We start from the raw sequence: 18212 nt of genomic DNA, 5'->3' as shown, positions 1-18212 counted from the left end.
TCGATTACTCCAATGCATAAACCTGGGGCCAGCCATGCGCTTACGCTACGGAGATGAACTTCGAGCAGCTGACCGGCTTCGTCGAGGTCGCGCGCCTCGGCAGCTTCACCCGCGCCGCCGAGGAGCTGCACCTCGCGCAGCCCTCGCTGAGCCGCCAGATCTCCTCGCTCGAGCAGGACCTCGGCTCCGAGCTGTTCCACCGGGCGCGCTCCGGCAGCACGCTCACCCCGGCCGGCGAGCTGCTGCTGCCGCTCGCACGGCGCATGCTCGCCGACGCCGAATCGGTGCGACGGGAGCTGGCCGAGCTCGCCGGCCTCGAGCGCGGCCGGGTCCGCTTCGGAGCGACACCCACGCTCTGCATCAGCCTCGTGGCGGAGGTGCTGCACGCCTTCCACGCGAAGCACCCCGCGATCGAGCTGCACCTGGCCGAGGACGGCTCGCGGAGTCTGCTCGACCGGCTCGCGCGCGGCGAGCTCGACCTCGCGCTCGTGACGACCTCGACGGCGGCGGCCGTCGGCGCGTTCACGGTGACCCCGCTGCTCGTCGAGGAGCTGGTGGTGGTCTCCTCGGCGGCCGAGCCGGCGCTCGCCGACGGCGACGCCCTCGGCCTCGCGGCCGTGGCGGGGCTGCCGCAGATCGTCTTCAACTCCAGCTACGACCTGCGCCGGACGACCGACGCGGCGTTCGCGGCGGCCGGCCTGGTGCCCGACGTGGTGCTCGAGGGCGCCGAGATGGACGCGGTGCTGCGCTTCGCCGAGCGCGGGCTCGGTGTGGCGGTCGTGCCGGCGATGGTGCTGCAGGGGCGCCCGGGGCTGCGCTCGATCCGGCTCGAGGAGCCGACGCTCGGCCGCACGATCAGCCTCGCCCGCCCGGCGGACCTCGCGCCCACGGCGGCGGTGCGGGTCATGCAGCGCACGATCGCGGCGACGGCGCGGGCGTTCGCGGCTCGGGCCGGCGGGACGATGCGGCTGGCGGAGGGTCAGTCGGCGAGCGTCGCTCGCGCGTAGTGCCGGCTGCGGATCGACAGCACCGTCGCGCCGAGCGCCGCCGCGATCACCGAGCCCGCCAGCACGCCGACCTTCACGTGCTCGCCCGCCGCGCTGCCGACGCCGAAGGACAGCTCGCCGACCAGGAGCGAGACGGTGAAGCCGATGCCGGCGAGCATCGACATGCCGACCAGGTCCGGCCAGCGCAGCGCCGGGTCGAGGCGGAGACCGGGCAGGCGGGTGATCAGGAAGGTGGTGGCGAGGATGCCGAGCGGCTTGCCGACCACGAGGCCGACGACGATGCCGAGCGCGATGCTGTCCTGGAACGACTCGACGAGGCCGGAGAGGCCGCCGATCGTCACTCCGGCGGAGAAGAAGGCGAAGACCGGGACGGCGACGCCGGCCGAGACGCCGCTCCAGCGGTCGGCGAAGTGCGCGGCGAGGCCGTCGTACTCGGGCTCGCCGTCGTCGCCGGTGCCGGTGCGGACGCGGGCGCGGGCGGTCGCGACGACCGGGACCGCGAAGCCGAGCAGGACGCCGGCGACGGTCGCGTGGATCCCGGAGGCGTGCACGAGCGCCCAGGTGGCGACGCCGAGCGGGATCAGGATCCACCAGGTGCGGACGCCCCGCTGGACGAGGACGGCGAAGATCCCCAGCGGGACCAGCGCGAGCAGCAGCGGCAGGAAGGCGATGGCCGAGGTGTAGAAGACGGCGATGATCGTGATCGCGAGCAGATCGTCCACGACGGCGAGGGTGAGCAGGAAGGTGCGCAGGGCGACCGGGAGGCTCTTGCCCACGACCGCGATCACGGCGACGGCGAAGGCGATGTCGGTCGCGACCGGGATCGCCCAGCCCTGCAGGGCGTCGGGGCCGGCGCTCGCGGTGATCGCGACGTAGATCAGGGCCGGGACGGCGACGCCGCCGAACGCGGCGGCGACCGGGAGCGCGGCGGTGCGCGGGTCGCGGAGCTTCCCGACGACGAACTCCTCCTTGAGCTCGAGGCCCACGACGAAGAAGAAGATCGCCAGCAGTCCGTCGGCCGCCCAGGCGCCGACGCTCAGGTTCAGGTGCAGGGCCTCGGGGCCGAACTCGTAGTCGCGGACCGTCTCGTAGAAGCCGGCCGCGGGTGAGTTGGCGAGGACCAGCGCGAGGACGGTCGCGCCGAGCAGCAGGGCGCCGCCGACGGCATCGGAGCGGAGGGTCTGGCGGAGGCCGCGCCAGATCGCGTGGGGCGCCTGGCGGGTGGGCTCGGAGGCGGGGGTGTGGGGCACGGAGGGGCTTCCTTCGGGAGGTCGTCGGATCACGTGAGAACACGACGGAGGGCCGCGTCCGCCGACCAGACTTCCCGGCACACCGTCGACCATCGTACAGACCCGTTCCTCCCTACACTCGGACGATGCGACACGGCATCGTCATCCTCCCGCAGGAGCCCTGGTCCACCGCCCGCCGCAAGTGGCAGTCCGCGGAGGGGCTCGGCTTCGATCACGCCTGGACCTACGACCACCTCTCCTGGCGCTCGCTCGCCGACCAGGTCTGGCACGCGACGATCCCGACGCTGACGGCCGCCGCGGTCGTCACCGAGACGCTGCGGCTGGGCACGTTCGTCGCCTCGCCGAACTTCCGGCACCCGGTGCCGTTCGCGAAGGAGATCGCGACGGTCGACGAGATCTCGGGCGGACGCTTCGTCCTCGGGGTCGGCTCGGGCGGCACGGGCTTCGACGCGACGGTGCTCGGGCAGGAGCTGCACTCGCCGCGGGAGCGGCACGAGCGCTACGTCGAGTTCGTCGCGGCGCTCGACGTGCTGCTCCGGCACGAGGTGCCCGGCTCCGGCGGGATCGACCTCGACGGCGCCTGGTTCACCGCGCGCGGCGCCCGGATGGTGGGGGAGCCGGTGCAGTCGCCGCGCGTCCCCTTCGTGCTCGCGGCGAACGGGCCGAAGGGCCTCGCGCTCGTGGCCGAGCGGGCGCAGGGCTGGGTGACCACGGGTCCGGAGGGCCGCAGCACCGAGGAGTGGTGGGCGGCGGTCGCCGAGCTCTCGCAGCGCCTCGACGACGCGCTCGAGGCCGCCGGTCGCGACCCGCGCTCGATCGAGCGGCACCTCTCGCTCGACTCCGGTCCGGACTACTCACTCGAGAGCGTCGACCGCTTCGAGGACTCCGCCGGCCGCGCCGAGGCGCTCGGCTTCACCGACGTGATCGCGCACTGGCCGCGCGTCGACGGCCTCTACGCGGGCGACGAGGACGTGCTCTACGAGGTCGCGTCGCGCTTCTGAGCCGCGCGCTGGGTGCGCAGCCCGCGGGCCGCGAGCGCCACGCAGGCGAGGATGGCGAGCGCCGTCGCCACGAGCAGCAGCGGCATCGGTGCGACCACGGCCAGCGCCGCGAGGATCGCGGGCACGAGGAAGCCCGCGTAGGTGATGGAGTAGTAGACGGCGGTGACGCTCGCCAGATCGCGGGTCTCGACGAGGGCCTGCGACGCGGTGAGGCCGGAGACCATCGCGAGTCCGTATCCGCAGCCGAAGAGCGGTGCGGCGACGAGCACGGCCCAGATCTGCTGCCCGGCCGCGGCGGGGATCAGCAGCAGGGCACCGAGGGCGGTGAGCGCGCCGCCGACGAGGGCGCCGCGGCCGCGCAGCAGCGTCAGCAGCGGTCCCGAGTTCAGCTGGGTCACCCAGCCGCAGCCGAGGGTGATCACGGTGACGAGGGTCGCGAAGCCGACGGTGAACCCGGTCAGCCGGCCGGCGACCAGGCTCGGTCCGACGGCGAAGGAGAGGGCCGGCGCCGCGAACACCCACGGGGCGAGCGGGAGGACGACGGCCGCGAAGCGCGCGCGGGCGGGCCGGGGGATCGTCAGCTCGCCGGTGAGGCGCCCGGCGCTCGGGTCGTAGGCGCGCGTCTCGGGGGCCCGGAGGAGGACGACCAGCGCCGCGACGCAGGCCGCGGACTGGACGACGTAGGGCAGCACGGTCGGCCAGGGGCCGAACTGCGCGAGGGCGCCGCCGACTCCCGCGCCACCGCCGAAGCCGATGGTGAGCATCGCGGAGGCGCGGCGGGCGCCGGCCGAAGACGCTCCCGTCGCGATCGAGAGCTCCTTGATCCAGGCGGTCCCGACGACCATCCCCGCCGCGACGCTGAGTCCGCTGATGAAGCGGCCGACGCCGAGCCCGAGCACCGACGCGGGCGAGAAGGCGAGCACGATGCTGCCGAGGATCCCGAGCACGAGGCCCGCGAGCAGCACCGGGCGGCGGCCGAAGCGGTCGGACCAGCCGCCGGCCAGCGCGAAGCCGGGCACGATGCCGAGGACGTAGGCGGCGAGCAGGATCGTGACCTGCGTCTGCGTGTAGCCCTCGAGCTGGCGGTAGAGCTGCATCAGCGGCAGGAACTGGTTGCCGCCCCAGCCGAGGACGACGAGCGAGGGGGCGACGAGCAGCCAGGAGCGGGCGGAGGGCCCGGGGGTGGGGAGCGGCACGGTCCATAGTGGCGCACCCGAGCCGCTCGCGGTCAGAGCAGCACGACGAGCTTCCGCGCCGACACCCCCGCGTGCAGCCGGTAGAGCGCGCACTGCACGGCGCCGAGGCCCGTGCCGACGACCTCGGGCTCGGGTGCGCAGCGGTGGCGGCCGTCGGCGAGGGCGCTCGGCAGGTGGTCGCGCCAGAGCATCGGCCCGACCTCGTTGCTCATCAGCGTGGCGCCCCAGACGTAGCGGGCGCGGATGCCGCGGCGGCGGGCGGCGAGCTGGAGCGCGAGGTTCGCGCCGACCAGGCGAGTCATGGTCCGCGCGAACGAGAGGGAGAGCCCCGCGCGACGCGGCAGCGAGCCGAAGGAGACCGAGGGGCTGGCCAGGGCGACGCGGCGGGCTCCGGTGGCGGCCGCGACGGCGACGCACGGCTCGGCCGAGCCGGTGCCCACCGCGAGGATCCCCGCCACCTCCGCACCGCCGACCGCGGCGACGACGTCGGCGACCGCGCTCGGACCGCGGTAGTCGACCACGACGTCGGCCCCGAGCTCGCGCAGTCGGGCGTGGTTGCCGGGCGAGGCGGTCGCGACGACCCGGTGACCGGAGGCGACCGCGAGCTGGATCGCGTTGCTGCCCACGCTGGTGGCGCCGCCCCAGATCACGACCGTCCTCCCCGTGGCGACGGGGTCGGCCGACGGATGCGGCAGCGCCAGGTGGTCCCGCTGGAAGAGCGCGGTCGCGGCCGTGGACACCGCGAGCGGCAGCACCACTGCCTGCTCGGCCGAGAGGTGGGGAGGGATCGGAGCGGCGAGGTCCTCGCGCACGACCGTGTACTGCTGGAAGCCGCCCTCGGCGTCGTGCCGCCGTCCGCGCTCCATCCCCACGGCGTAGGCGACGACGCGGTCGCCGACGGCGAAGCGGTCGACCCCCGGCCCGACGGCCGCGACCTCGCCGGCGACGTCCTCGCCGAGGATCGAGGGGTAGGGCAGCCAGCGGTACATCAGGTCGCCGGTCCACTGCTTCACCTCGTCGAGCGGATTCACGGCGACGGCCCGGTTGCGCACCAGCAGCTCGCCGGGACCGGGCACGGGCAGCGCGGCGGGACCGACGACGAGGTCGGCGCGGGGCGCGGGCAGGCGCGCGGCGGAGTTCGACGGGGCGGCGGTGTTCGAGGACACGGCGGTGTTCGAGGGCGGGGCGGTGTTCGACGACAAGCGGGGACTCCAGTGCTCGATGGCATGACGTGTCGTCACCGTACACCCGATGACACGTCGTGTCATCGGCTAGCCTGGGCGCATGTCACGCTGGGCCCCCGATGCCGCGCTGCGCCTCGAGCGCGCCGCGATGGAGCTGTTCGCCGAGCACGGCTACTCCGGGACGACGGTGCCGTCGATCGCCGAGCGCGCGGGGCTCACGACCCGCACCTTCTTCCGGCACTTCGCCGACAAGCGCGACGTGCTGTTCCTTCGCGAGCGCGAGTTCCCGGAGGTGGTGGCGCGGCTGCTGGCGGCCGCGCCCGCGGGTCTGGATCCGCTCGGGCTGCTGCTGCACGGCCTCGAGACGGTGGCGGCCGGTGACCTGGAGGGCTGGCGCGGCGACATCGCGGCGCGGCGGGCGGTCGTGCTGTCCGAGCCGGCGCTGCGGGAGCGCGAGCTGCTGAAGTCGGCGCTGCTCACCGACGCGATGCGCGACGCCCTCCTCGGCGAGGGTGTGCCGGCGGCGGAGGCGGCGCTCGCCGCGCGGACGGCGTCGGCGCTCTTCGACACCGCTCTGGAGGAGTGGCTCGGCGGTGCAGCGGGGGTCGCGCTGGTCGTGGTGCTCCGCGAGCAGCGCGAGCGGCTGCGTCGCCTGGAGCAGGCGGGCTCGCCCCGCTAGGCGAGCCCGCCTGCGCGCTACGGCTTCGAGGTGGCGGTCGCGTTGCCGACGACGCCCTGCGGGTTCGACGTGGTGTCGGTCAGCACGAAGCGGATCTCCTGGGGGTAGGCGGTGGGCTTCACCCGCACCCAGGTGGTCTCGGCCGAACGGGTCAGGGTCCAGCTGTAGGTGTAGAGGCCGTTGACGAGGCCGCCCTGAGCGCCGATCGCGAGGCTGGTGGTGTCGTAGCTGATGTTCGCCACCGGCTTCGCCGAGGTGACGACGTAGGTCCAGCCGGTCTTGTACGACGCGTAGTCGCCGTCGTCGGGGACGGCGGTGAAGTCGGTGCGCGCGTAGCCGGTGTTGTTCGTCGCCTTGAGGCTGGGGTCGCCTACCGACTGGCGGGTGGCCGAGAAGCTCGGGTTGGGGTAGGTGTCGGGCTGACCCGGGACGACGACGATCGTCGAGGCGGCGGCGAGCGGCGCCGTGGCGGCCGCGGCGAGCACGGGCAGCGACCAGGCGGCGGCCGCGGTGACGGAGCGACGGGAGGGGGAGAGGGGGGAGGTGGTAGGCACGGGGTCCTTTCGAGGGGGAGGTTTCCGTGCAGAAAGTAGCGACAGTCGGTCCGTCCTTCCGCGCCACCGGTCGCCCGGGCCCGGCCCCTCTCAGGGGGAGGAGGCACGCCGTTCCTGTGCTCCGGCCGACACGACCGGGTAGAACCACCTAGTCCGGGAAGGGGCCTCGTTAGCCTGGGTCGCATGGCCAGAACCGTCTCCACCACCACCGTCGTCGACCGCGACGGCATGCTCGACTTCGTGCGCCCGCGGCACCGGATGCTCGTCGCCACCACCCGCGCGGACGGGCGGCCGCAGATGTCGCCGGTGTCCGGCGGGGTCGACGCGGAGGGCCGGCTCGTGATCTCGACCTACCCGGGCCGGGCCAAGACCCGCAACGCCGAGCGCCGGCCGGAGACCTCGGTCCTCGTGCTCTCCGACGACTGGAGCGACGCCTGGATCCAGGTGGACGGCGACGCCGAGGTGCTGCACATGCCCGAGGCGGAGGACGCGCTCGTCGACTACTACCGCAGCATCTCCGGCGAGCATCCGGACTGGGACGAGTACCGCGCGGCGATGCGGCTGCAGGACAAGTCGCTGCTGCGCATCACGCCGGCCCGCTGGAGCCCGATCGCGACCGGCGGCTTCCCGGCCGACGTCGCGGCGCGGCTCGACGCCCGGGCGTGACCGGGCGCCGAATCGCCCGGGCGGGCCGTGCCTGGCGCGACGCGGTGGCCGGCCCGCGACTGCTCCTCGCGCTGAAGACCGCTCTGGCGGTGGGCATCGCCTGGGCAGTCGCGCCGCACGTGCCCGGAGTCGCCGAGGAGTACCCGTACTACGCCCCGCTCGGGGCGCTGGTCAGCATGTACCCGACGCTGATGGGCTCGGCGAAGACGGGGCTGCAGACGCTCCTGGGACTCGCCGCGGGCATCGGGCTGGCCGTGCTGGTGCTGGCGACGGTCGGCCCGACCTGGTGGACGATCCCGCTGATCGTCGGCATCGGCGTGGTGCTCTCGGGCACCGGCTGGTTCGGCGCCGGACGCGAGTACGTGCCGATGGCGGCGCTCTTCGTACTGATCATCGGCGGGGCGGACGCGGAGGACTACTCCCTCGGCTACCTCGTGCAGATGGCGGTCGGCGTCGTCGTCGGTCTGGTCGTGAACCTCGTCGTCGCGCCCGGTCTGACCTCCGAGGCCGCCACGGCCCGGGTCGACGAGTTCGAGCGCCGGCTCTCGCGTCAGCTGCACGACATGGCCGCCGCCCTCGAGGAGAGCTGGCCGCCCGAGCACGAGGCCTGGTCGAGCAGCGGCGACCAGCTGGCGGCGACCGCGACCGAGGTGCGCCGCGCGCTGGTCGACGGCGACGAGAGCCGGAAGGGCAACCCGCGCGCGCTGCTGCACCGGCACAGCTCGCAGACCGACCACCTCCGGCTGGCGACCCTGGACGGCACGCTCTTCCACGTCCGGGACATGACCGCGGCGCTGGCGGACACGATCTGGGACCGCCCGGGCGCGCTGCCCTTCGACGCGGAGCTGGCCGCGCCGCTGAGCGCCGCCTGCCGCGCGGTCGGCGACGCGGTCGTCACGGGCGGCTCGCCCGAGGACCGCTCGCTCGAACCGGCGGAGAGAGCGGTCGAGGAGCTCGTGCGCGCCGTCGACGCCCGCGCCGCCGCGACCGGGACGAGCGTGGGCCCGGGCGTGCTGGTCGCGATCCACCTGCGCCGCATCCTGGTGGAGCTGCGCCGGGACGACCCCGTGCGTGCGCCAGGGGCGCGTGCGGAAGGATCGCGTGCGGAAGGATGAGGGGATGACTCCGGAGCTCCTCGACCGATTCGCGCACGGGTTCGACGAGGGGGCGCCGGTCGCGCCGTCGCTCAGCTGGGCGCTGTTCGACCGCGACGGGCTGATCGCCCGGCACGGTCGCGGGGAGCACCGGCTCGACGGCGCGACGCCCGCGGCGGGCACCGTGCACCGCATCGCCTCGATGTCGAAGAGCTTCGAGGCGGCCGCGGTGCTGATCCTCCGCGATCGCGGGCTGCTCGGCCTCGACGACCTCGTCAGCGCGCACGTCCCGGAGTTCGCGGACCCGGTGGACCGCTCGGGCCGGACGCTGCCCGTCACGCTCCGGATGCTGCTCAGCAACTGCTCGGGGCTGCCCGAGGACAACGGCTGGGCCGATCACGTGATGGCGATGCCGCGGGCGGAGTTCCTCGCGCTAATCGCGCGCGGGCTGACCTTCACGGAGCGGCCGGGCGAGGTCTACCAGTACTCCAACATCGGCTTCTGGCTGCTCGGCGTGATCGTGGAGAACGTGACGGGCGAGGACTTCGTCGCCTTCGCGACGCGGTCGCTGCTCGAGCCGCTCGGGCTCTCGAGCACGCGCTACGACGTCGGTGCGTATCCCGAGGGCATCGACCTCGCGCGAGGCTTCAGCAGCTTCGACGAGGGCGCGACCTGGACGACCCGCCCCTACACCGGCGCCGGCGTGGGCGCCTGCGCCGCGAGCATGTTCAGCGCCGTCGGCGACATCGCGCGCTGGAGCGCCTGGCTGTCGTCGGCGTTCGAGGGCGCCGACGGTTCCGACGCGGACGACGCCGTGCTCAGCCGCGCCTCCCGCCGGGAGATGCAGCGCGGCTGGACGCCGGTGCCGGCGCTCAGCGCCCGCGCGGAGGAGCCGACGCTCGACGGCTCCGCCTACGGCTTCGGTCTCGTGATCGAGCAGGACGTCCGCTTCGGAGCGATCGCGCACCACTCCGGCGGGCTGCCCGGCTGGTCGTCGAACATGCGCTGGCACCTGGAGTCGGGCCTGGGCGTCGTGGTCTTCGCGACCACGAACGGCGCGAAGCTCGCCGCGGCGGCCGCGGGCCTGCTCCGCGCGGCGCTCGAGGACGCGGCCCCGCCGGCGCGCACGATCACGCTGCACCCGTCGACGCTGGCCGCCGCGGAGGCCGTCGAGGCGGCGATCGTCGGAGAGGGCGACCTCTCCCGGGCGGAGGAGCTCTCCGGCGGCGGGCTGTTCAGCCCCAACCTCCTGAGCGACGTGCCGGCCGACGTGCGCGCCCGCCGCCTCGCCGCCGTGCTGAAGGAGGTGGGCGGACTCGCGGACGACGCCACCGCGAAGCCCCTGCGCGAGCGGCTGCTCTGGAGCGCCTCCGCGGCCCAGGTCGCCTTCTCACTGCCCGGGCGCGACGGCGAGCTCGAGGTCCGACTCGAGATGACGCCGACGATCCCCGCGCTGCTGCAGCGCCTGGACGTCGTGAAGCGGGAGGCGGTCGCCGCGCCGCCGGTCGTGCGCTCCTACCGCCCCACCCTGGACTGAGCCCGCATCGGGACAGCGCACATCGGGACAGCGCACATCGCGACAGGGCAGGCTGGTCGGATGACTGCGCCGACTCCCGACGACCACCGCCTCGACCGGGTCCGCGTCCGCGGCGCCCGCGAGAACAACCTCCGTGACGTCGACGTCGACATCCCGCGCGACGCGCTCGTCGCCTTCACCGGGGTGTCCGGCTCCGGCAAGAGCTCGCTCGCCTTCGGCACCCTCTACGCGGAGGCGCAGCGCCGCTACTTCGAGTCGGTCGCGCCCTACGCGCGGCGGCTGATCGACCAGGTCGGGGTGCCCGACGTCGACTCGATCGACGGACTGCCGCCCGCCGTCGCCCTGCCGCAGCGGCGCTCCGGCGGCTCGGCGCGCTCGACGCTCGGCAGCGCGACGACGCTCTCCTCGGTCGTGCGGATGGTGTTCTCCCGGGTGGGGACGTATCCCGCGGGCGCGCCGATGCTGCTCGCCGAGGACTTCTCCGCGAACACCGTGCAGGGCGCCTGCCCGGCCTGCCACGGCATCGGCCGGGTCTACGACGTGCCGGTGGAGCGGATGGTGCCGGACGACTCGCTCTCGATCCGCGACGGCGCCCTCGCGGCCTGGCCGACGGCCTGGCACGGCAAGCAGCTGCGCGACAGCCTGATCTCGCTCGGCTACGACATCGACGTGCCCTGGCGCACCCTGCCCGCCGAGCAGCGGGAGTGGATCCTGCACACGCCGGAGTCGCCGCAGGTGCCGGTGTGGACCGATCGCGGGCCGGCGGAGGTGCGCGCCGCCGTCGCCGCGGGCGAGGAGCCGCGCTACATGAGCACGTTCCTCGGCGTGAAGCGCTACGTCCTCGACACCTTCGCCGGGTCGAAGAGCGCGCGGATGCGCGAGCGCGCGGCCGGCTTCCTCGTCAGCGTCGCCTGCCCCGCCTGCCACGGCAAGCGGGTGAAGCCGGAGGCGCTCGCCGTCACCTTCGAGGGACTCGACATCACCGAGCTCTCGGCGCTGCCGCTCGGCGAGCTCGCCGCGCTGCTCGGGCGGGTGCTCGAGCCGGGCTGGGTGCCGGCGGGAGGCGCGGCGCCCGCCCCGGAGACGCGGCTCGCGGCGCAGCGGCTCGTCTCCGACCTCGTCTCCCGGATGGCGCCGATCGTCGATCTCGGGCTCGGCTACCTGTCGCTGGACCGGTCGACGCCGACGCTGTCCTCGGGGGAGCTGCAGCGGATGCGGCTCGCCACCCAGGTGCTCTCGCGCCTGTTCGGCGTGGTGTTCGTGCTGGACGAGCCGTCGACGGGGCTGCACCCGGCAGACACCGAGGCGCTCCTGGGCATCCTGCGGGCGCTGCGGGCGAGCGGCAACACGGTCTTCTTCGTCGAGCACTCGCTCGAGGTCGTGCGCGCGGCGGACTGGATCGTCGACATCGGGCCGGCGGCCGGCACCGGCGGCGGCACGGTCGTCTACTCGGGCGAGCCGGAGGGGCTGCGCGACGCCGCCGACTCGGTCACCCGGCGCTACCTCTTCCCCGAGACCGCCGACCCGGTGCCGCCGCTGCCCGCGCGGCGGACGCCCGACGCGCAGGTGCGGCTGACCGACGTCTCCCGCAACAACCTGCGCGGGCTGTCGGTCTCGTTCCCGCTCGGGGCGCTGACCGCGGTGACCGGAGTCTCGGGCTCGGGCAAGTCGACGCTGGTGAACCGGGCGCTGCCGGATCTGCTGCGGGCGAGCCTCCGGGCGGACCTGGCGGAGGAGACGGCGGAGGAGACGGCGGAGAACGCACCGGACGACCGCGCCGCCGACGATCCGCTGCTCGAGCCGTCCGCCGATGCGACCACCGGCCGCGCGAGCGGCCCCGCCGAGCGGCTCCGGCGCGTCGTGCAGGTCAGCCAGACGCCGATCGGCCGCACCTCGCGCTCCAACGTCGCCACCTACACCGGGCTGTTCGACCGGGTGCGCGCCCTGTTCGCGGCGACCCCGGAGGCGAGGCGGCGGCGCTACGGTGCGGGCCGCTTCTCCTTCAACCTGCCCAGCGGGCGCTGCCCGGTCTGCAAGGGCGAGGGGACGATGGAGGTGGAGCTGCTGTTCCTGCCCACCGTCGAGGCGCCGTGCACCGCGTGCGGCGGCTCGCGCTACAACGACGAGACGCTCGAGGTGACCTGGAACGGACGGTCGATCGCCGACGTGCTCGCGCTGAGCGTCACGGCGGCGCGCGAGGTCTTCGCGGAGGAGGCGGAGATCGGCCTCCACCTCGACGCGCTGCTCGACGTGGGCCTCGGCTACGTCGCGCTCGGCCAGCCCGCACCGGAGCTCTCCGGCGGCGAGGCGCAGCGGGTGAAGCTGGCCTCGGAGCTGCGGCGGGCGCAGCGCGGCGACACGCTCTACCTGCTCGACGAGCCGACGTCCGGCCTGCATCCCGCCGACGCCGACCGGCTGCTGAGCCACCTGCAGCACCTCGTCGACGCCGGGAACACGGTGATCGTCGTCGAGCACGACATGCGCATCGTCGCCGACGCGGACTGGGTCGTCGACCTCGGGCCGGGCGCCGGCGAGGCCGGGGGAGCGGTCGTCGCGACCGGCACGCCCGAGCAGGTGGCGCGGGCGGAGGGCAGCGTGACGGCGCCGTATCTGGCGGCGGCGCTCGAGCGTCGCGCGCCCGCCGTCTAGACCGGCCGTCTGGAGCGGCCGTCTAGAGCAGCCGCTCCCGCGTCCAGGCGAGCGGTCCGGCGTAGACGGGGTGCGCGTAGCGGCGGGCGGAGGTGCGGATCGGCGTCTCCCACTCCCGGCCCGGCCAGCGGGCGTGCGCGGCGAGGGCGCCGCGGCCGGTCTGCAGCTCGGTGAAGCCGTCGAACTGGTGGATCGAGGCGTCGACCGTGTAGCGGACGCCGCCGGCCGCGTCGCGCTGCTCCAGCCAGACGTGCCGGCCCGAGCCGGCGGGGTCGGAGCGGCCGACCATCACCCAGTCGCCGAAGCCGAGCTCGGCGAGGATGCTGCCGACCACCCAGGAGGCGGACTCGCAGCCGTTCTCGGGGAAGGTCCGGAGCAGGCCCACCCAGCTCTCGTCGGGCAGCTCGTCGAACTCGGCGACGATCGCGCGGGTCACCTCGTGCGCCTGGGCGAGGAAGTCGCCGCGGTCGTCGTAGGGGGTGAGCACCCCCGAACGCTACCCGAGGCCGAACGCCGCCCGGAGGACTAGCGTGTGCGGCATGCCCAGGATGATGTCCCGCCGCCGCCGCAGTGCGCTCGCCGCCGCCGCGCTCCTCACCGCCGCCGCCCTCGTCGCGGCCCCGGCCGCGGCCGCCGCTCCCGCCTCCGCCGCGAAGGCGGGGACCGCCGGGGGCACCAGCTCGGGCGATCCGTACTTCCCCGGCCTCGGCAGCTCGGGCTTCGACGCGCTGACCTACAGCCTCTTCCTCACCTACGATCCCGCGCCGCGCGCGCTGACCGGCCGCGCCGTGATCTCCCTCGCGCCGACGACGGAGCTCAGCGCGTTCTCCTTCGACCTGCGCGGGCTCACGGTCTCGAAGGTCTCGGTCAACGGCCGCGGCGCGACGTTCGCGCAGGCCGGCGACGAGCTGACGATCACGCCGGCCCGCTCGCTGAAGAAGGGCGCGCCGGCCCTCGTCGACATCCGCTACGCCGGGACGACCGGCAACCCGGTCGATGCGACCGGCGCTCCCTACGGCTGGTGGTCGACCGACGACGGCGCGCTCGTCGCGAGCGAGCCCGACGGCGCCTCGACCTGGTACCCGGTGAACGACTCGCCGGCCGACAAGGCGCGCTACTCCTTCACCCTCACGGTCCCGGAGGGTCGGACCGCCGTCGCGAACGGCGCACCGGTCGGCTCGCCCGTCACCCGCGGCGGCTGGACCACCTCCAGCTGGGTCGAGACCAGTCCGATGGCGAGCTACCTCGCGATGGTGAACATCGGCGACTACGACCTGGTGCGCTCGCGGGCCGGCGGCGTGCTGAGCATCGACGCCGTCGACCGCGACATCACCGGCGAGACCCGCGCGGCCACCGAGGCGGCGCTCGCGCGGCAGGGCGACATCATCGACTACTTCACCCAGGTCTTCGGGCCGTACCCCTTCCGCTCCGGTGGCGCCGTCGTCGACGACGACGACATCGGCTACGCCCTCGAGACGCAGGGCCGCTCGTTCTACTCGGGCGGCGCCGACACGTCGACGGTCGCGCACGAGATCTCGCACCAGTGGTTCGGCGACAGCGTGACGCCCCGCGTCTGGGCGGACATCTGGCTCAACGAGGGCTTCGCCACCTACGCCGAATGGCTGTGGGCGGAGCACGACGGCGGGCCGACCGTCGAGGAGTCGGCCGCCGAGGTCGCCGCGATCCCCGCGGACGACCCGTTCTGGGCGACGGAGGTCGCCGACCCGGGCGCCGCCGGCCTCTTCGACAGCCCGATCTACGCCCGCGGCGGCCTGACCCTCGTCGAGCTGCGCCGCACCCTCGGCGACGACGCGTTCGGCACGCTGCTGAAGCGCTGGGCCGCCGAGAACCGCTACGGGAACGTGACGACCGCCGACCTGCAGTCCCTCGCCGAGTCCGTCTCGGGCCAGGACCTCACCGCCTTCTTCGACACCTGGCTGCGCACCCCGGAGAAGCCGGCGGGCCTGTAGCCGGAGCCCCGGCGACACCCCCGTGACCCCCGCGACCCCGCCGCGCGAACGCCACGTGCCCGTCCTCGGCCTCACCGTGACGGTGCTCGTCGCGGCGATCCTCCTGCTCCTCGGGCGGTACGCCCTCCTGTTCCTCGGAGCGACGGAGGGCGACGTGCCTCCCGCCGCGGCGATTCCGCTGCCGGCCGGCAGTGCGGTCGTCGGGGAGAGCGCCGAGTGCGCGTCCGGCGGCTGCTGGCTCGTCGTCTCGGTGCGGCCGCCGGACGGCACGACGCCCGAGGAGCTCGAGCGCGCCCTCGGGACCGATCCGCAGGTCCGCCTGCTCGGCGACCTCTGGGACCCGCGCACGATCCGGCTCGGCTCCGACGTCCGCGGTCCGCTGCTCGAGCTCCGCGCGGACTACTGGTCCTCGGCGCCCTCCCCCTGATGACTCGCGGGACCCCTGTTCAGCGGCGGCGCGCCGACGGCGTCAGCTCCACCGCGCCGTAGCTGGTGTCGTCCGGGTTGAGGGTGACGCCCGGCGCGACCAGCTCGTCGATGCGGTCGAGCACCTCGGCGGCGAGGACCACGTCGGCGGCGGGGAGCTGGGACTGCAGCTGCTCCAGGGTGCGCGGCCCGATGATCGCGGACGTGACGCCGGGGTGCCGGATCACGAAGGCGATCGCGAGCTGGATCAGCGGGACACCCGCGCTGTCGGCGAGCAGGGCGAGCTCCTCCACCACGTCGAGCTTGCGCTGGTTGGCCGGTGTGCTCATGTCGAAGCGGGCGCTCGGCCGGGCGGAGGAGGTCGGGGTCCCCGCCGCGTCCTTGCGCCAGCGTCCGGAGAGCCAGCCGCCGGCGAGCGGGCTGTAGGTGAGGGTGCCCATGCCGTGGCGCTGGGTGGCGGGGAGCACGTCCGCCTCGATGCCGCGGACGAGGATCGAGTAGGGCGGCTGCTCGGTGACGAAGCGCTCGAGTCCGCGCTCGCGGGCGGCCCACTGCGCCTCGACGATCTGGCTGCCGGAGTAGGAGGACGAGCCGATCGAGCGGACCTTGCCCTGGCGGACGAGGTCGGTGAGGGCGCCGAGGGTCTCCTCGACGTCGGTGGTGGGGCTCGGGCGGTGCATTTGGTAGACGTCGATGTAGTCGGTGCCGAGGCGGCGGAGCGAGTCCTCGACGGCGCGCATGATGTACTTCCGCGAGCCGCCGGAGCGGTTGGGTCCGTCTCCCATCGGCATGAAGAACTTGGTGGCGAGGACGACGTCGTCGCGGCGGCCCTGGAGGGCCTCGCCGACGATCTCCTCGGAGACGCCGCCGGAGTAGACGTCGGCGGTGTCCACGAAATTGATCCCGGCGTCGAGGGCGGCGTGGATGACGCGGATCGAGTCGGCGCGGTCGTCGTTGCCCCAGGGGCCGAACATCATCGTGCCGAGGGCGAGCGGGCTGACGGACACTCCGGTGCGTCCGAGCGGGCGGTACTCCATGGGGTTCTCCTTGATCGTGGGCGGTCGCACCCAGGAAAGCGCGGTCTCCGCGCCCGCGGGAGACCCCGCTCTTCCGTGTACTGCCAGCCCCTCCCTCCGCGGCCGTCGGCGTCCTAGCGTGGAGGCATGACCCTGCACCTCACCCTCAACAACGGCGTCACACTCCCCGCTCTCGGACTCGGCGTCTTCCAGAGCGCCCCCGAGGAGACGACCGCCGCCGTGCAGTCCGCCCTCGAGGCCGGCTACCGCCACATCGACACCGCCGCCGCCTACGGCAACGAGCGCGAGGTCGGCGAGGGCATCCGCCGCTCCGGCATCGACCGCTCCGACGTGTTCATCGAGACGAAGGTCTGGGTCACCGACTACGGCTACGACGAGACCCTGCACGCGTTCGAGAAGGCGACCGGCAAGCTCGGCGTCGAGCAGCTCGACCTGCTGATCCTGCACCAGCCCGTGCCCGCGCACTTCGACAGCACGATCGCCGCCTACCGGGCCCTCGAGAAGCTGCTCGCCGACGGAGGCGTCCGCGCGATCGGCGTCAGCAACTTCACGCCCGCGCACCTCGCGCGGCTGCTAGCCGAGGTCGACGTGATCCCCGCCGTCAACCAGGTCGAGCTGCACCCGTACTTCAGCCAGCCCGACCTCCGCCGCGAGGACGCCGAGCGCGGCATCCTCACCCAGGCCTGGTCGCCGATCGGCGGCATCACCTTCTACCCCGGCTGGGGCGACGAGCGCCGCAGCGTGATGGACGACGCGACGATCGGCGCGATCGCCGCCGAGCACGGCAAGAGCCCGGCGCAGGTGATGCTCCGCTGGCACCTGCAGCAGGGCCGCTCCGCGATCCCCAAGTCGACGAACCCCGAGCGGATCGCGGCGAACTTCGATGTCTTCGACTTCGAGCTGAGCGACGACGAGCTGACCCGGATCGACGCCCTCGACACCGGCGTCCGCAGCGGACCCGACCCCGACGTCGAGCGCCCGGCGTTCTACGAGCGCTCCATCCCCGAGGCATGAGCGCCGACGTCGCGCGAGCGGGCGGCGCGGGTAGCGGCGGCGGGGGAGCGGACGGCGTGGGCCTGCCGAGCCAGGTCCGCGAGTTCCTGACGACGCGGCGCGCCCGCATCACCCCCGAGAAGGCGGGACTGCCCGCGTACGGCGGGAACCGGCGCGTCGCAGGGCTGCGCCGCGAGGAGGTCGCGATGCTGGCCGGCGTCAGCGTCGACTACTACAACCGCCTCGAGCGCGGGAACCTCGCCGGCGTCTCCGAGAGCGTCCTCGACGCGCTCGCCCGGGCGCTGCAGCTCGACGAGGCCGAGCGGACGCACCTCCTCGATCTCGCTCGCGCGGCGAGTCTCGCGCCCGCGAAGCGGCGCACCGCCACGACCGGCCACGTGACGGCGGGTGTGCAGCGACTGCTCGACGCGATCACCGAGGCCCCCGCCTGGATCCGCAACGACCGGCACGACCTGCTCGCGACGAACGCGCTCGGCCGCGCCCTCTACGCGGACATGATCGCGAGCCCCTACGGGCCGCCGAACACCGCGCGGTTCGTCTTCCTCGACGTGCGCTCGCGCGACTTCTTCCCGCACTGGGAGAAGTCGGCGGACGACGTCGTCGCGATCCTCCGCTCCGCCGCCGGCCGGAACCCCTACGACCGCGAGCTGTCCAACCTGGTCGGCGAGCTGTCCACGCGCAGCGAGACCTTCCGCACCCGCTGGGCGAAGCACGACGTGCGCTTCCACCGCACCGGCACCAAGAGGCTGCACCACGCGCTCGTCGGCGACCTCGACCTCGACTACGAGGCGATGACCCTCGACTCCGACAGCGACCTCACGCTGCTCGCCTACACCGCCCGCCCCGGCACCCCGTCGGCGGATGCGCTGCGGCTGCTGGCGACCCTCGCAGCCACCCGCGAGAGCGAGCAGGCGGCCGAGCTCGGCACCGACGCCGGGCACTGACCGG

Annotated in this window: 17 protein-coding genes; 11 read left to right on the top strand and 6 right to left on the bottom strand. The window is 74.2% G+C overall.

The features are described 5' to 3' along the window. The first annotated feature begins 53 nt into the window (after nucleotides 1–53). Nucleotides 54–1007 (top strand): LysR family transcriptional regulator, encoded by a 954-nt coding sequence (locus GSU72_RS10465; protein ID WP_159984959.1) that lies wholly within the window; start codon nucleotides 54–56, stop codon nucleotides 1005–1007. Here the strand turns inward: GSU72_RS10465 and nhaA are convergent. Further along, entirely contained in the window at nucleotides 980–2257 is a 1278-nt protein-coding gene (gene nhaA, locus GSU72_RS10460) for a Na+/H+ antiporter NhaA (RefSeq protein ID WP_244255759.1), read from the bottom strand. The genes GSU72_RS10465 and nhaA overlap by 28 nt on opposite strands. A 125-nt stretch (nucleotides 2258–2382) precedes the next feature. On the opposite strand from nhaA, the gene GSU72_RS10455 reads away from it, so the two are divergent. After that, nucleotides 2383–3258 carry an LLM class flavin-dependent oxidoreductase gene (locus tag GSU72_RS10455; RefSeq protein ID WP_159984957.1) on the top strand — a complete coding sequence of 292 codons (876 nt, stop codon included), beginning with the start codon at nucleotides 2383–2385 and terminating at the stop codon, nucleotides 3256–3258. Here the strand turns inward: GSU72_RS10455 and GSU72_RS10450 are convergent. Both GSU72_RS10450 and GSU72_RS10445 read right to left on the bottom strand, forming a co-directional pair. Next, nucleotides 3234–4454 carry an MFS transporter gene (locus GSU72_RS10450; RefSeq protein ID WP_159984956.1) on the bottom strand — a complete coding sequence of 407 codons (1221 nt, stop codon included), beginning with the start codon at nucleotides 4452–4454 and terminating at the stop codon, nucleotides 3234–3236. The genes GSU72_RS10455 and GSU72_RS10450 overlap by 25 nt on opposite strands. A 32-nt stretch (nucleotides 4455–4486) precedes the next feature. Beyond that, the gene (locus GSU72_RS10445; RefSeq protein ID WP_244255758.1) at nucleotides 4487–5656 is read right to left on the bottom strand and encodes a zinc-binding alcohol dehydrogenase family protein; all 1170 of its coding nucleotides are present in this window, start codon (nucleotides 5654–5656) and stop codon (nucleotides 4487–4489) included. An 82-nt stretch (nucleotides 5657–5738) separates the two neighbouring features. Between GSU72_RS10445 and GSU72_RS10440 the strand changes: the two genes are divergently transcribed. Continuing rightward, the gene (locus GSU72_RS10440) at nucleotides 5739–6317 is read left to right on the top strand and encodes a TetR/AcrR family transcriptional regulator (RefSeq protein ID WP_159984954.1); all 579 of its coding nucleotides are present in this window, start codon (nucleotides 5739–5741) and stop codon (nucleotides 6315–6317) included. A 17-nt stretch (nucleotides 6318–6334) separates the two neighbouring features. Here GSU72_RS10440 and GSU72_RS10435 read toward each other — a convergent pair whose 3' ends face one another. After that, nucleotides 6335–6871: a hypothetical protein gene (locus tag GSU72_RS10435; protein WP_159984953.1), complete on the bottom strand. Its 537-nt coding sequence runs from the start codon at nucleotides 6869–6871 to the stop codon at nucleotides 6335–6337. A 183-nt stretch (nucleotides 6872–7054) separates the two neighbouring features. Here GSU72_RS10435 and GSU72_RS10430 point away from each other — a divergent pair, with 183 nt between their 5' ends. Genes GSU72_RS10430 through GSU72_RS10415 form a run of 4 tightly spaced genes read left to right on the top strand, consistent with a single transcriptional unit; the run spans nucleotide 7055 to nucleotide 12817 of the window. Next, the gene (locus GSU72_RS10430) at nucleotides 7055–7537 is read left to right on the top strand and encodes a PPOX class F420-dependent oxidoreductase (RefSeq protein ID WP_159984952.1); all 483 of its coding nucleotides are present in this window, start codon (nucleotides 7055–7057) and stop codon (nucleotides 7535–7537) included. Beyond that, nucleotides 7534–8652, top strand: a complete 1119-nt coding sequence (locus GSU72_RS10425; RefSeq protein ID WP_159984951.1) for an aromatic acid exporter family protein — start codon at nucleotides 7534–7536, stop codon at nucleotides 8650–8652. Before GSU72_RS10430 ends, GSU72_RS10425 begins: the two co-directional genes overlap by 4 nt. 4 nt (nucleotides 8653–8656) lie before the next feature. Then, nucleotides 8657–10168, top strand: a complete 1512-nt coding sequence (locus GSU72_RS10420; protein WP_159984950.1) for a serine hydrolase domain-containing protein — start codon at nucleotides 8657–8659, stop codon at nucleotides 10166–10168. Between the two features lie 60 nt (nucleotides 10169–10228). Further along, nucleotides 10229–12817 (top strand): excinuclease ABC subunit UvrA, encoded by a 2589-nt coding sequence (locus tag GSU72_RS10415; RefSeq protein ID WP_159984949.1) that lies wholly within the window; start codon nucleotides 10229–10231, stop codon nucleotides 12815–12817. A gap of 22 nt (nucleotides 12818–12839) precedes the next feature. On the opposite strand, the gene GSU72_RS10410 is transcribed toward GSU72_RS10415, so the two are convergent. After that, a complete protein-coding gene (locus GSU72_RS10410; protein WP_159984948.1) occupies nucleotides 12840–13304 on the bottom strand; it encodes a hypothetical protein in 465 nt (154 codons plus the stop codon). Between the two features lie 52 nt (nucleotides 13305–13356). Between GSU72_RS10410 and GSU72_RS10405 the strand changes: the two genes are divergently transcribed. Both GSU72_RS10405 and GSU72_RS10400 read left to right on the top strand, forming a co-directional pair. Further along, complete coding sequence (locus GSU72_RS10405; RefSeq protein ID WP_244255757.1) at nucleotides 13357–14787, top strand: M1 family metallopeptidase; 1431 nt, start codon at nucleotides 13357–13359, stop codon at nucleotides 14785–14787. A 22-nt stretch (nucleotides 14788–14809) separates the two neighbouring features. Next, nucleotides 14810–15214, top strand: coding sequence for a hypothetical protein (locus GSU72_RS10400; protein ID WP_159984947.1), 405 nt, complete (start codon nucleotides 14810–14812; stop codon nucleotides 15212–15214). A 19-nt stretch (nucleotides 15215–15233) separates the two neighbouring features. Here the strand turns inward: GSU72_RS10400 and GSU72_RS10395 are convergent, their stop codons facing one another. Further along, nucleotides 15234–16250 (bottom strand): aldo/keto reductase, encoded by a 1017-nt coding sequence (locus GSU72_RS10395; RefSeq protein WP_159984946.1) that lies wholly within the window; start codon nucleotides 16248–16250, stop codon nucleotides 15234–15236. Between the two features lie 126 nt (nucleotides 16251–16376). Here GSU72_RS10395 and GSU72_RS10390 point away from each other — a divergent pair, with 126 nt between their 5' ends. Both GSU72_RS10390 and GSU72_RS10385 read left to right on the top strand, forming a co-directional pair. Continuing rightward, nucleotides 16377–17264, top strand: coding sequence for an aldo/keto reductase (locus GSU72_RS10390; RefSeq protein WP_159984945.1), 888 nt, complete (start codon nucleotides 16377–16379; stop codon nucleotides 17262–17264). Then, nucleotides 17261–18208, top strand: a complete 948-nt coding sequence (locus tag GSU72_RS10385) for a helix-turn-helix transcriptional regulator (protein ID WP_208545047.1) — start codon at nucleotides 17261–17263, stop codon at nucleotides 18206–18208. The genes GSU72_RS10390 and GSU72_RS10385 overlap by 4 nt, the downstream gene beginning before the upstream one ends. Nucleotides 18209–18212: the final 4 nt, after the last annotated feature.

Origin of the sequence: Rathayibacter sp. VKM Ac-2760 (assembly GCF_009834185.1) — a bacterium.
Classification (GTDB): domain Bacteria; phylum Actinomycetota; class Actinomycetes; order Actinomycetales; family Microbacteriaceae; genus Rathayibacter.
Note: the sequence above shows the minus strand (reverse complement) of the source record. Positions and strands in the feature narration are given on the sequence as shown.